Annotated in this window: 12 protein-coding genes and 1 pseudogene; 6 read left to right on the forward strand and 7 right to left on the reverse strand. The window is 31.1% G+C overall.

What is annotated here, in order from left to right; genetic code table 11:
* Positions 1–652 precede the first annotated feature (652 nt).
* A pseudogene (locus MMARC5_RS05870) lies at positions 653–898 on the reverse strand (tyrosine-type recombinase/integrase); the annotation flags it as partial.
* A 90-nt stretch (positions 899–988) separates the two neighbouring features.
* Here MMARC5_RS05870 and MMARC5_RS05875 point away from each other — a divergent pair.
* From MMARC5_RS05875 to MMARC5_RS05890, 4 genes are all read left to right on the forward strand, one after another.
* Positions 989–1,558 (forward strand): 3'-5' exonuclease, encoded by a 570-nt coding sequence (locus MMARC5_RS05875; RefSeq protein ID WP_011868912.1) that lies wholly within the window; start codon positions 989–991, stop codon positions 1,556–1,558.
* A gap of 53 nt (positions 1,559–1,611) precedes the next feature.
* The gene (locus tag MMARC5_RS05880; RefSeq protein ID WP_011868913.1) at positions 1,612–3,906 is read left to right on the forward strand and encodes a DEAD/DEAH box helicase; all 2,295 of its coding nucleotides are present in this window, start codon (positions 1,612–1,614) and stop codon (positions 3,904–3,906) included.
* Between the two features lie 64 nt (positions 3,907–3,970).
* Positions 3,971–4,519, forward strand: a complete 549-nt coding sequence (locus tag MMARC5_RS05885; RefSeq protein ID WP_011868914.1) for a HEPN domain-containing protein — start codon at positions 3,971–3,973, stop codon at positions 4,517–4,519.
* 20 nt (positions 4,520–4,539) lie between these two features.
* Positions 4,540–4,731, forward strand: coding sequence for a hypothetical protein (locus MMARC5_RS05890; RefSeq protein WP_048058497.1), 192 nt, complete (start codon positions 4,540–4,542; stop codon positions 4,729–4,731).
* Positions 4,732–4,813: 82 nt separating this feature from the next.
* Here MMARC5_RS05890 and MMARC5_RS05895 read toward each other — a convergent pair whose 3' ends face one another.
* The 3 genes from MMARC5_RS05895 to MMARC5_RS05905 form a co-directional block, all read right to left on the reverse strand.
* Positions 4,814–5,485, reverse strand: coding sequence for a hypothetical protein (locus MMARC5_RS05895; RefSeq protein WP_011868915.1), 672 nt, complete (start codon positions 5,483–5,485; stop codon positions 4,814–4,816).
* A 9-nt stretch (positions 5,486–5,494) separates the two neighbouring features.
* Positions 5,495–6,010, reverse strand: a complete 516-nt coding sequence (locus MMARC5_RS05900) for a TIR domain-containing protein (RefSeq protein WP_011868916.1) — start codon at positions 6,008–6,010, stop codon at positions 5,495–5,497.
* 140 nt (positions 6,011–6,150) lie between these two features.
* Positions 6,151–6,441, reverse strand: a complete 291-nt coding sequence (locus MMARC5_RS05905; RefSeq protein WP_048058498.1) for a hypothetical protein — start codon at positions 6,439–6,441, stop codon at positions 6,151–6,153.
* 179 nt (positions 6,442–6,620) lie between these two features.
* Here MMARC5_RS05905 and MMARC5_RS05910 point away from each other — a divergent pair, with 179 nt between their 5' ends.
* Both MMARC5_RS05910 and MMARC5_RS05915 read left to right on the forward strand, forming a co-directional pair.
* A complete protein-coding gene (locus tag MMARC5_RS05910) occupies positions 6,621–7,418 on the forward strand; it encodes an HFX_2341 family transcriptional regulator domain-containing protein (protein WP_011868918.1) in 798 nt (265 codons plus the stop codon).
* Between the two features lie 60 nt (positions 7,419–7,478).
* On the forward strand, positions 7,479–9,128 hold the full coding sequence (locus tag MMARC5_RS05915; RefSeq protein ID WP_011868919.1) for an SIR2 family protein: 1,650 nt from the start codon (positions 7,479–7,481) through the stop codon (positions 9,126–9,128).
* Here MMARC5_RS05915 and MMARC5_RS05920 read toward each other — a convergent pair.
* Genes MMARC5_RS05920 through MMARC5_RS05930 form a run of 3 tightly spaced genes read right to left on the reverse strand, consistent with a single transcriptional unit; the run spans position 9,125 to position 14,586 of the window.
* A complete protein-coding gene (locus tag MMARC5_RS05920; protein ID WP_011868920.1) occupies positions 9,125–10,624 on the reverse strand; it encodes a type I restriction-modification system subunit M in 1,500 nt (499 codons plus the stop codon). The genes MMARC5_RS05915 and MMARC5_RS05920 overlap by 4 nt on opposite strands.
* Complete coding sequence (locus MMARC5_RS05925; protein WP_011868921.1) at positions 10,618–11,826, reverse strand: restriction endonuclease subunit S; 1,209 nt, start codon at positions 11,824–11,826, stop codon at positions 10,618–10,620. Before MMARC5_RS05925 ends, MMARC5_RS05920 begins: the two co-directional genes overlap by 7 nt.
* Before the next feature lie 21 nt (positions 11,827–11,847).
* Positions 11,848–14,586 (reverse strand): DEAD/DEAH box helicase family protein, encoded by a 2,739-nt coding sequence (locus MMARC5_RS05930; RefSeq protein WP_011868922.1) that lies wholly within the window; start codon positions 14,584–14,586, stop codon positions 11,848–11,850.
* Between the last annotated feature and the right edge of the window lie 12 nt (positions 14,587–14,598).

Consider the following 14,598-nt stretch of genomic DNA (forward strand, 5'->3'; position numbering starts at 1 on the left):
TTATCAATATCAGGCCAATAAAACCCCATTGGACCAATAACAATAAATAATCTGAAAAATCTAAAATATACCATAAATTCCTTCGGATTTGTTTACTCATTATATTATAAACTGCGAGTATAATTGCAAATAATGATATAATTCCTGTTGTTTGCATGTTCATTATCTCCTAATTAATCCCACTAACGCTGAAATAATTGCCAATATGATTGTTAAATAAATTAAATAAGTAAAATATGTAACAAATGTATCTGTACTCATAACCGTCATTTTTTTCACCAGATTTAAAGTATCATTATATAAAACGCATAAATTGAGTTATGGTATCTTTTGCTAAACTGGAATCAATATATCCATGATTGGACAGCCATGTAATAACTATGTAAAATATAAACGCACTTATAATATTCTCACGAGTTATTCCGAAAGTTATGCCCATTATCTGCCCCAACTAAAGCATAAATCTAATTAAACGGATTTAAGCCTTTTATTTTTAAATTAAATTTAAAAAATCCTTTTTTAAAATATTTAGCTCGAATTTTAGTTAAATCATCAATTAAAATATTTAAAAAACAGTATTTAAAAATGTCGGAATAATCCTTGAAAAATAGAAAATATGTCTGCCAAATTTAAAATAAAAAATTGAAAATCCCTATAAACTCTTCATTATATCATCAAGCATCTTTTTCTCCCGTTCTTTTGCGTGAGCATAGAATAAAGTAGTTTCAAGGGAAGAATGTCCAAGATATTCCTTTACAATATCGATTGGAAAGCCCTTGTCTAAAAGGTCAACAGCTCGGCCATGTCTTAGTGAATGGACCACCAATTTTTTATTATTTGGAATGTCTCCAGATTCTTTTAATTTTCTAACAGCTTTTCTAAAAACTTCAGAAATCCAGTTTACTTCGGTCTTTGCTTCGCCTTTCCGGAACATTTAATAGCAATAATACACTAATTAATACTACATTTATGGGATAAAGGGGATAAAATGAAAGTATTTTTGGACACTGAAACAACAGGCCTCGAACCAGGCCAAATTGCGCAGATATCGTACATAATTTCAGATGACGATTTGAATATTCAAAAGGCAGAAAACATATATTTTAAAGTTAAATCCATGGAACCAAAGGCTCAAAGCGTTCATGGATTGTCTATTGAAAAACTAGAAAGCCTTTCTGAAGGAAAATCATTTGCTGATCACTCCACTCAAATTTTAGATGATATTAACCAGAAAATCTTAATTTGTCACAATGTTCCATTTGATTACAAATTTTTAAACTCTGAATTTGTACGTTGCGGCATTGAATATGATCCTAAAAAATTCTGTACTATGAATCACTACACCAATTTATGTGGGATTCCTAATCCTTATCGCCCAGGTTATAAATGGCCAAGGCTGGAAGAAACTTTGGATTTTTTAAGTATTGAAAAAAGTGAAGTTTTAAAAAATGCATTGAACCTTTTTGGAAATACGACTGGTTTTCATGATTCTAGGTTTGACTCTATGGGTCTTTTTATGATTTATAAAGAAGGAATTAAAAGAGGATTTATACAATAACTTTCAGATTATTAAAAAACATATAATAACTTTTAATTAAAATTGGTGTTTCAATGGGGCGGGCGTTTGAATTACTAAACAACATGCAACACAATAAGTCATTTAGCGACTATATTGAACATGTTCGAGAAATTCCAGAAAAAGATCCTGAATACTCCGAAGAAGAATTGAATCTTCCAGAATGTATTCAAAATTATCTGGATAATAAAGGAATTAAACCATACACACACCAGTATGAAACACTAAAACATGCCCGAAATGGAAAAAACGTACTTATTACAACATCAACTGCATCGGGAAAGAGTTTATGTTTTAATTTACCTGTATTCGAGAAGTTAGTAAATAACAGTTCTGCGACTGCACTTTATATCTACCCAACAAAAGCGCTGTCTAATGATCAATTAACAACCCTAAAATCCATGGAATCTGAAATGGGTTTGGAAATTCATCCTGATAAGTATGATGGAGATACTAACAAAGCCATACGCCCAGAAATTAAAAGAAAAAGTCGACTAATCGCCACAAACCCCTACATGCTGCATAGAATTTTACCCCATCATGATCATGGATGGGCCCGCTTTTTTAGAAATCTTAAATATGTAATAATTGATGAAGCTCACATGTATAGGGGAGTCTTTGGATCCCACGTATCTTTTTTAATCAGACGTTTAAGACGAATCTGCAAATTTTACAAGTCAAATCCACAATTTATAATGTCCACTGCAACTCTTGCAAATCCTGAGGAGTTTTCTAAAAAACTAACAGGACTTGATTTTGAAATTGTTGAAAACGATGGATCTCAAAAGAGTAAGAAATATTTTATACTGTATAATTTAATGAAACAGGAAAATTCGGAAGAATCCTGGAATAAAGCAGCTGTTAGACTGTTTAATGCAAACATGCTATCGGAACTTCAAACCTTGGCATTTACAAGAACTAGAAGAATGGCAGAATTACTTTCAGTATATGTAAAAGCGGAACTCGATCCAATGCTTCAGAATAAGGTTTCGGCTTATCGGTCAGGATACAGCACAAAAAACAGAATCGAAATAGAAAACAGATTAAAAAGAGGGGAACTGTGGGGTACATTTTCTACAAATGCTCTTGAAGTTGGAATTGATATTGGGTCCCTCGACTCAGTAATAATGTATGGATATCCTGGAACTTTAATGTCTCTTTGGCAGCAAGCGGGCCGTGCAGGACGTGCAGGAAGTGATTCAATAGTTACTCTCTTTGCAAATGCGGATGCACTTGACCAGTACTTGGTAAAACATCCTGAAATGATCTTTGAAAAAACTCCGGAAAATGCAGTTATTGATTTAAATAATCCATATATCCTTGAAAAACAGCTTCTTTGTGCAGCTTATGAATTGTATTTAACGCCTGATGGAAATGATTTAGAATTTTGTACAGATATCAAAAAACATATTTCAAATTTGGAAGAAAAGGGACTTTTGGATAAACAAAATGGTGGATATTTGTCAACTGTCAAAAATCCTGCATTAAATGTGAACATTAACTTTATTTCTTCAAATAATTTCAAAGTTAAAGATGAAAATGGGAAACTAATCGAAGAAATTGACATGTGGCGAGTATTTTCTGAAGCGCATCCTGGTGCGATTCTTATCAATCAGAGTGTAAAATATCTTATCGAATCAATGGATTACAAAAATAGGATTTGTAAAGCTAGAAAAGTAAAATATGATTACCATACAGATGCCTATGCCCTAACCGATATAAAAATTGAAAAAGAAATTGATTCTAGAAATTATGGGGAATTTACATTCCATTTTGGAGAAGTTTTGGTAATTACTGAATATTTTGAATTTGCGGAAAAGAAGTACGGGAACATTTTAAATAGAAAACCATTGGTATTACCACCATTAAAATTCAAAACTACTGCAATGTGGATTACATTTCCACCAAGGTTCATGAAAGCAGTAACTGAGGGGGATAAAAGCGATATTGGTGGACTTCACGGTGCAGAACATGCGATGATAAATATATTCCCACTTCATGTGATGTGTGATAGAAGTGATATTGGCGGAGTTTCCGTTCTAAAACACCAAGATACCAAACGTTCAACGATTTTCATATACGATGGGATGGAAGGTGGGATTGGATTATCTGAAAAAGCATTTACTCTTCCAAAAAAGATCGTTAAAACTGCATACGAACTTGTTCGGGACTGTAACTGTGAAACGGGATGCCCTGCATGCATATATTCTCCAAAATGCGGGAATTCAAATCAGGAACTTGACAAGGTTTCAACTTTGAGGATACTTGAAGGATTGAATAAAAAACTTGAATTTGAGCTTGATTGGTGGCTTGATGAAAAAGAAAAGTGATAATCAGTTTTATTGCAATGTTTTTAATTGGGATATACCTGAAACTAAAATTTTAGGTGGGACAATGGAACAAAAAGCAGGTTTAGAGTACTTAAAAAAAGCTAAATCTAACTTAAATTCTTCTAAAATACTTTATGAAAACGGGGAAAAGATAAATGCGGTTTATTTTTTACAGCAGACCGTAGAACTACTTTCTAAATCTTTTTTAATGTATATGGGTGCGGGAGAAAAACAGTTGAAAAAGTGGATGGGTCATGATTGCATAGTACTCCATAAAATGCTTGAATCCTACAACAAAAAGCTCATGAATCAAAAACTAATGCCACCAAAAGAACATTTGGAGTATTCTAAATATCTGCACAAAAATGCAATTCAAGATATTTTAAAAGAAATGGACTCTGAATATTTAATTGACGGCAGAAAAAACGATGATTACCGATTAATGATAAAGGAATATTCCAAAAAAGCTGAATCATTGGATATTAAGTTCATGATCAAAAAAACAGGGAATTGCATACAAAATCAGATAAAATCTTGCTTCCAAAACCAAATATTAAATCATCACTCGTTAACTTCTCTTCAAGATCCCTATTTAACTATTCTGGATTATTGAATGATATATTGGTTGATTTGATGAATTTAACAGTAATGTTTCCAGATGGTGCTATTAATGAAATAAGGTATACAAATGATACTAAAAAAGTCAAGAAATATCTTTCAAATTACAAAGAGATATACAATATACTTGATAACGGCATTTATACATTGGAAATTTTAATAAATGATTATCAAGACATTAATTCATTAAATAACCATTCTCATTAAATTTTAAGAACCATTCTCATCTTAAATTTTAAATTACTCTTTTTAAACTGATCAAATGGAAAAAAATGATTAATGTTTTCAATTAATCCAGCATATCCCCTTTTTCGCCAACAGCAATTTCTTTAAGTACATTACGATAGTTTATTAGTTTTTTATTCACTTCACGCATATCTTTTTTAAGTTCATCGTAATGGGGGTATTTTTTTTGGATTTCTTGGGGGGTCAGTCCTTTATTGTTGGGCTCTTCCAATTCATGTTCATACCATTTTCTAAATCTTGCCTGCCAAGTAGTTAAATGTGGTCTCAATCCTTCATTTAATACATCTATTGCAAGATTAACTATTTTCTGAGTATCTTTACTTCGCCTAACTTTGGATATTGGAATGTCTTTAATTAATTCACGAGTTAGTTTGAAAAATTCGTACCAAGAGTTGTATATTTCATAAATAACGTCTTTTTCAAAATCTATCGGCATCCCTATTTTTCTAGTACTTACTTCAACCCATAATTTATAAGCTATCTGCATATCATGTAAGTTAGGTTTTATAGTGATTGTTTGGCCGCCCACTCCAACTTTTGCAGTGTCAATATCTAATGAATGTTTATAAAACATGCTTTTACTGAACTTTAAAACAATCCATAATGCTATCAATATTATGGCGACTAAAATTATGTTAAAACTTAAAATCAGATTGTAATTTGAAACATTAATGCTTAAAATATCTATGGACGTGGAATTAATGACAGTCAACAAAATTCCACCTTACCGATTTCTCTGAAATTGGTTTCTTGAATTATCAATTAAATCAGAATTATTATTTTTACGTGTAAATGCTTCATTCACCAACCTCTTTATCGTTGAAGGATTTTCTGTCCAATCGTACATTCTAGCATAACCTGAGTTTAGATTATCTTCAAGTCTTGGCGGTATGCTATCCGGAGTATAGTTTTTTTTACCGTATGCCGGATGCGTTGGTAAACAAAGACCAATTAACCCAGAATAATTTCCAACCATTTTGTCTATTGCACCAGAAATTTCCCAGTCAACATGTTTTCTTTTTTGAGTATTTTCACCAAGCAAAACCACGATTACAGACGTATCTTTTAGATAACCCTCTTGAATCAGTCGTTTTATATAGTTTGTACTCAAATCTTCTGCAATATCCCCATCTTTAACGGATTTATTAATGAATAAATGACCAAAAAGTTCTTCAAATCTGTTTTTGTAATATTGATCGTCTTTATGATAGTAACTTAAGAATAATTTTGTGCGCACCATTTTTTCACCATTGTGGATTAAGAATTAAAATATTTAATATCACTCGCAGTCGGATCTCTAGTTCCACAACCGTTGAAAGCTACATATGTACCAGTTCTGTAATGTACCAAAAGTATCCCCCATACCATTCCTAAAACAATTTAAAAGGAATAACTCCTAAATTGCCTATTTTTCATTGCAACATACCATTTAATTCCTGCAATTGATGATCCAATAGCAACCTGTACAACGACCTGGCTGATCGATGTTGGAGGTAATGCACTGAATAAAAAATATTGTAAAAATGCATTTACAAAATGTCCTGAAAACAATTCAGAAATTGTGTGGAATATTGTAAGGATTGTTCCACCAAATATATACATTGATGCAAATCCAACCAATGTAAGCGGAGTTTTTACGATATATTTTATAAATCCTTTCTCATAAGACATGAAACCACCTTTTTGTCGTTTTTTAGTTTTATAATGCGTATTTTTCATTTTTTTCAATTTATTCACCAGCCTATTTACCATATATACACATACATTGATTAATAATGTATATATATTTTGTCGGATGATATTATCTTATTTAGTTATGAATTTTAAGTAATTTTTTATAATGTAATTAAATGGTGATTAATATCAGTATACATATTGTACCAATTGGTTTAGATTCCCCTGAACGATTTGTAGAGGGTTTTAAAAGAATTCCTCCTTCAAAAGTATTCTTTTTCTTAGGAAAGTCTGGGGATGAACCTGTTGAAATAGAAGCTAATAAAATTAAAGAACACGTTGAAAAAAGCCTTGGAGATTATGTAGAACGTGAAACCATCAATGTTGATCCATTTGATTTTTCAAATGTCATGGGCGAATTTGCAAAAATCATTAGAAATGGCCTCAGAAGTAATAAAAACGTATACATAAATGTTTCATCATCTACGAAAATAGTAAATGTGGCAGCATATATGTCTGCATCATTGTTTTCTGCAAGACTTTATTATATAAAAGCGGAAACATACCTAATGACAGATTTAACATCTAAATTAGAAGATGAATCCCATTTAAAAGAAACAATGGACTATTATCTTCGAGATGGAGCTTATTTGAGTAAAGGTGCTAAAGGAATAGTCGAAATACCTGTTCTGAAAATGAATCCACCTTCAAAAGATGAATTAAAAGTACTTAAAAAAATAAATGATAGTGCTAAAGAATCTTTTGAATCATTAAAAGAACTAGTTATAAATTGTTTGGAATTGGAGTATAATGGGACAAATAGAAACAAATACTCCCTAATCGTCCGAACTTTGGAAAAAAATGGATTTTTGGAAACTGATCGATCTCGAAGTAGGAATCGAGACATTAAATTAACTGAATCGGGTAAGGTTATTGCAAGTATCAGTGATATTTTGGAAGAAATGTCAGATTAATGTATTATACATTAAGTTTATTAGCATTATATATCAATATTTTTTTAATTTGGTGAAAAAATGGAAATTCTTGAAAATCTACTTAAAGAGCTAAATTTCCATGAATTACATGACCATGAATTATCTTTTTTTGTAGGTTCTGGGATTTCCGTAAATTCAGGAATGCCACTAGTATCCGAATTAATAAATACCATTTTAAAAACCGTGATGGATTCAAAAAAACATGTCGATAAGATATCTAACCAAAAAATCCCTTTTGAAGTATTTATGAATATATTTGGAGAATATTCAAAAGAATTATTGGATATTTATTCGGGCGGCATTCCAAATACCAACCACAAACTTATTGCTAAATTAGCTCGTGAAGGGCATGTATGTTCAATATACACGACTAATTTTGATGAGCTAATTGAACTTGCATTGAATAACGAAGGATTGTCTGAAAATATTGATTATAAGGTGTACCGTACTGAAAAAGAAATAGAAAATTCTTTTAAAGATTCTGAACTTTTAAAAATATATAAAATTCATGGCTGCATTTCTAAAATCAATTCTTTAAGACATACCATAAGGAACGTGGCATTTCGAGAAAATATACTAATTCGTGAGAAAATATTAAAAAAAATGCTAAATGAAACATCCAAATTAATAATAATGGGCTATAGCTTTTCTGATTTTTACGACATAAACCCAATATTTGAACAAAACCAGAATATAAAAAAGGAAATTATTGTAGTTAACCATGACTTAAGGAATGATGTTAAAATAGATAAATCGGTCACAAAACCAATGTTAAACAATAATTGTTGGGATATTACTATAAACACTGATGATTTCGTTAAAGTGCTTTGGAAAATACATTTAAAAGATAAATATATTCTAGATAATATCAATCATGACTGGAAAAATAATATTAAAAATTGGTTTGAAAAAATTCATTTTGGCTATAAAGAATATATAAGTACGATATTATTCATACAACAGGGTCAGATTGAATTAGGAAACTATTATTGTAATAAAGGAATGTCTAAAGCAGATTCAGAATTTTTAAAATTGGAACTGTATTTGCTTAAATTATTAATTATTAGATCCTTGAAAAAAATAGAAAAATCAGATCGGTATATCAAAAAAGCCAAAAAATGCATTGAATTGTTAAATAACCAGGATATAGCCGCTTATGGTTCAGTTAATATTGCAGAGTTTTATTTGTTGGTGGAAAATTATCCTAAGTTTGAAGAAGAATATCATAATTTAAACGTGATTATGGATTCAATAACAAATAATATCATTATAAGTAAATATCATAGACTGGGTATCCAATATTGCATTATAAAAGGTCAATACGCTGAAGTTTTGACACTGTGTGACAGATTACTCGATTTTCAACTAAAAAACGGACTTATTATTGATATTCCTGTCACCATGCATTTAAAATTTAAGGCTTATTTGGAATTAAACGATATTGTTGGAGCCCAGAATTCATTATTCGAGTTAAAAAATATTCCAGGTCTTACAAATTTGACATATCAGCCATTTATCGAGCTTTCAGAAATAGAATATATGGTAAAATGTAAAAAGATAAATATTTCAGAAATAAATCATGAAATAGAAAAAATATGGTTTAAAAATGAAAATTTTCAAAATAATTTTGTTTTTGATGTATTTGATAAGCATGCAGATTATTTACTTAAAAAATATAATAAGGATTAATCATTCATTAATTCCCTCAATTCCTCAAAATTCTTTTGAATTCCAAGTTCTAACTTTAAAATTCTATTTTGAATGACTTTTGGATCGTCATATTCAACTTCTTCATAATTTATTTTTTTATATTTTGAAAGGCTCAAATCAAAGTCATTTTTGAAAATCTCTTCAACCGGTACAAAGAAGTGTTTTTTTGTTTTATCATCGTTTGGTTCGTTAAATCGATTCTTAAACCGTTCGATAATATCTGGAATATCTCCTTTTCCATCAATTTTATTTCTTTTATCATCAAGTGTAAAACCATCTGCTTGCATGTCATAAAACCATATCTTTTTAGTAGGTTCCCCTTTTGTAAATATTAAAATTCCAGTTGATACTCCGGCATATGGTTTGAAAACACCAGAAGGCATTGAAATTACTGCATCGAGTCTGCAGTTTTTCAAAATTCTTTCTCTAATCTGTTTATGTGCTTTTGAATTTCCAAATAAAACTCCATCTGGAATAATTACTGCACATCTTCCACCAATAGTAAGTAAATTATACATCAGTTCCAAAAACAAAAGTTCAGTTTTGGTTGTGGTAGTTGTGAAATTTCCTTCGATTTCTGATTTATCGACACTTCCCTTAAATGGAGGATTTGCCAAAATTACGTTGTAGTGGCCCTTGTATTTATCGCATTCAACAAGGCTATTTTTTTGAAATATATTTGGATTTTCTATTCCGTGCATCATGAGGTTCATCAATGCAATTCTAACCATTGTTTGGTCGAATTCTGAACCATAAAATGTTTCATTTCTTAAAAAATCATGGCCTTTTGAATCTAATTTATCTCCCTTATAGCCATATTCGTTTCCATCTTCATCGATTTTGATAAATTCCGCTGAACTGTGTTTTTTTAATAGGTATTCGTATGCAGCGATCAAAAACCCTGCAGTTCCACATGCAGGATCGCATATTTTATCTCCGACATCAGGATCAGTTAATTCAACCATCATCTTGATAATATGTCTTGGAGTTCTAAACTGCCCATTTTTCCCAGCAGTTTTTAATTCTGAGAGTAAATATTCGTATAAATCCCCTTTTGCATCCCTGTTCTGTTCTTTTATATGTAAATTTTCAACGATTTTTACAGCTTCAACTAAAAGAGAAGCATTTGGAATTGCAAAAACTGCATTGTTCATGTAAGTATTGTAAAGTGAATCTTTTTCACCTAAACTCCTTAAAAATGGAAATACGTTATCCCTCACGTGGTTGAGCATTTCCTTTCCTTCCATATTGGTCCATTTTGACCACTTCATGTTTTCATTATCTTTAAAGATTGAAACATGGGTTTCTCCGCTTAATCTTGAAGACTGTTCTCGTTTAATGTCTTCATCTTCCATTCTCTTCATGAAAATTAAGTAAGACATCTGTTCAATTGCGGTTAATGGGTTTGAAATTCCATTACTCCAAAATTTATCCCATAATTTGTTAATTGGTGATTTTAAAGTGTCGTCTAGCATGCAAGTTCCCCTTTAAACGCTTTTTGTAGGCTTAAATTAAATAAATCTTCCATTTCTTTTTTGGAATTTTCCTGTTTTTCCTTAATTTCTTCTAATTTTTCAATAATTTTTGCAAATTTATTCTGGAGACCTATTGGCGGTATTGGAAATTCATTTTCAATTAATTTTGATTTAGAAATATTTAACATTGAACCACTAGTTCCTGTGGCTTTTTTTGTTAAATTTGCTCGATAAGTGGGATCTTGTAAAACTTGCCTAAAATAGTACGAACTTACAATATTTTTATTTAAAATTATTTTCCATAACTTATCTGGTAAAAATAGATCCATGTAATCATTATCCACAATACAAACTGCTGCAACAAGTTCCCTGGTATTTGCCCTACTAAACAACAGGTCTCCTTTTAGTGGGTGAACTAATTTTTTAGTTATCTCGCTGTTTACTACCTTATGTTCACTAGATTTAAATTTTCCGGAAGTAACTGAACTAATTTTTAATACTGCAAGTTCATCTGCTTTTTTGGGTCGTTCATCCCCCCCAACACTCCATCCAGAAATTATGTCATTTACAAAAGTTCCGATTTTCTTAACATCCCAACCCATTGGATTACTTACTGGATCCCCAAACATATCAAGAAATACTGCTTTCACTAAATTTTCAGTTTCCAAAATTGCTTTTTCTCTTAAATTTATCCCATATTCTATTTTTTCTAAAATTTCAACGATTTTTTGCTGTGTTTCTAATGGTGGAACAAAGATTTCAGTATCTTTTAAAATTGACAAATTGATATTATTTTGAGCTACGCCCCTACCTGCACCCATAAAGTAATTTTTCAGACTTTTTAAGTAATAGTAAAGGTATTCCGGAATTACTTTTTTAGAATTTACATTAATTCCTGCAATGGCTTGATTTGTAGACGCATCAATATCTAATATTCCAACAGTACCCAAACTGGCGAAAATTGATATTAATATCGTGCCTTTTTTGAAAATTTTGGCAGATGACTTGTTCAGACCTTCTTCAGTTATAAATTCAGACGTATTTTTAACGTGTTTTTCCTTCATATCTGCAATTTTGACCCAGGGTATTGATCCATTATTCCAGTATTCGGGTTTAGATCGACTTGGCGTGCCTCCCGCAGATATATTGCCAATATCGCCCAATTTCTTAACTTCCCAACCATCAGGTAAATTATCAATCATCTTTTTCCCTAAACTAAATTTTTATTTCATCAATATATTGTTGTTGCATTTATTAACAATCGATTCGAGTTCGTCAAATTCGAACCTGTCAAGCGGATTTTCATCCTTAAACGGAGCTTTTGAAAAGTCAGACAGTTCAATATGCTTTCTATCTGAAAAGACTTTCTTTAAAAGATTCAAAAATTCGATCTGTTTTGAATTGTACTGCCTTGAATTAATGATAAATTCGTCAAATCTAAGTTCGATCAATTCCCTTGGATTGTTATCAAGTTTCATCTTTAGCATTTCTCGAATAAATACTAAAAAGTCTTTTTTGTATATATTCTGAATTGAATTTATCGAAATTTCAGGTTTTAATTTTACAAGTTCTGCTTCAAGTTTTAATAGTTCTACGGATGATATTCCAATCCCTTGGTAAATTTTTCTTGCAATTTCATTATTTTCTAAAAATTCCTTTAATTCGGTATTTTCTGAAATCTGTTTTGTGTAATTTTCAACCGATAAAATTACATCCGGAGCGTCGATCTGTATTGGATTTCCTTTAATTTTGGTATAGTATTTCATCAAAGGTGCGAGTGTTTTAATCATCGAATCCACTTTTGAAAATGTAAGATCATCCCAGAAATTTTCTTGCATTATTGAAATTATTGACTCTCGATTAACCTTTACATCTTCTAAATTATCTTTTAAAAGGATGTTTTCAGCCCTGTAAATTATAAATTTCTTAATTTTTTCAATATTGTCAAGTTTGTTTTCCAATATGTAGGGATACAGTTTTTCTGAAATTAGTACAAACGATGAAATTTTTGGATTTTCACCTTGCGTTGTAATCATCAATGGCAATATATCATTTCTTAATTCTGAAATGTACTTTTCAATATTGAATTTATTTTCATGAATTTCACGAATTATTGGAAGCCTTTCACGAACAATGAATGATTCATTATCAAGTTTTTCAATCGATTCAATTACCTTTTCAGTAATTATCTCTTTATTTTCCCCAAAAAGCCCATTACTCAATAATTCAACCCTGTTTTCAAAAATTTTTGAAACTGTATCTTTTTTAGGTTTTCCTTCGGTTGTCGGAGTAAATTCGTGATACAATATGTTGGAATGCCCACCAACTTTAAAATCAAGTATTAGGAAGTCTTTTTTGTCACCCTCTGGAAGCCATTCAGGATGATCACATGCTTTAAAATTCCTTGTTCCCCTTCCAACCATCTGCCAAAATCTTGTCTTTGAAAATACTGGTTTTACAAATACTAAATTAGATACTTCTGGAACATCAACTCCCGTATCCATTATACCAACAGATATGACGATTCTTGGTTCACTTTCATGTTCAAATCGTTTTACTTCGTCCTGATATCTTTGCATGTCTGACAAAATTACCTGAACATCATTTGAATATGAGGGGTATAATTTTGAAAATAATTTTTTAATTTTCTTTGCATGTTCTTTCCCCATACAAAAAAAGATCGTTTTTGCAGGTTTTGAGTCATCGGATCTGTAACAGTATTTCATAAATTGGTGAATTATCAGTTCATTGGTTTTATCATCTAAAAATATTCTTTCAAATTCTGAACCGCTAAATTCTGTTAAGTCTGGATCTTGTTCCTGTCTTCTAAGCTGATCCTTTAAGTCATCGCTTAATTTAATTCCTTCGATTCCAAGCGACAGCACTTCCGTCTCAATTATTTTTCCAATATATGGAACTAAAACTCCATCCTGCACCGCTTCATCGTATGAATATTCTGCAGTTGGAACGCCCTTATCACACCCGAACAAGTCATAAGTGTTGTGGGATACTTCATCTTTTGGAGTTGCAGTAAGCCCGATCTGTATCGCATCAAAATAATTCATTATAACATTATTTTTGTCGTAGTATGATCTATGTGCTTCATCAAATATTACCAAGTCAAAAAATCCTGGGGAATACTTTTCAAATAACGGATCATCGCCATTTTTCAAAGTCTGAACGGTTGATACATATAGCCTTGAATCTAAATTGTACCCATTTCTTAAATCTGCGACAGCTTCATCTATAAAATATTTTTTAAATCCCTTGTTTAATGCTTGATCAACTAATACAGTTCTGTCCGCAATAAATAGTATGTTTCGTGCATAATTTGATCTAATTAATATATCGCATACTGCCATTGCAACACGTGTTTTTCCAGTTCCAGTTGCCATTTCAATTAATGCTTTTTTATGGCCTTCTGAAAAGTGTTCTGAAAGTCTTTTTACAATCTGAACGCTCCTTGGACGGTCCACGATGTAACTATTTATTTCAAGATCTTTTGGACTTTTTTCGTTTTTGAATAGGTCAGCCCTTCTTTCTATATCTTTTTGTGAAAATGGTCTGCTGACTTTTCTCTCAATTCCCTTTTCGTCAATTAATTCCCAAACATACCCATTTGTTAAAAATATTGGAACATTTACTCCAGTCTGTGATTCAATATCTTTTGCATACGTTCTTGCCTGAATTCTTCCATCTTGGGGATCTTTTGAATACCTTTTTGCTTCAATTATTGCAATTGGACTATTATCTTCACCCAAAAGAAGGTAATCAATATAGTGATCGCCTGATTCGTAAATTCCGTTATCTAAAATATAATTTTTATTTTTAAAATCAGACTTTACCGAATTTACTTCTTCTTTGATATATTTTTCAAGCCATCCAACTCTTTTTAATTCGGTATCGATCAGCCGCTTTCGAGTCTGCTTTTCGTTTAATTTCTGATTAGTTAAGTTCCCCATACATACTCCCCG

This window comes from Methanococcus maripaludis C5 (assembly GCF_000016125.1).
GTDB classification, from domain to species: domain Archaea; phylum AGJL01; class Methanococci; order Methanococcales; family Methanococcaceae; genus Methanococcus; species Methanococcus maripaludis_D.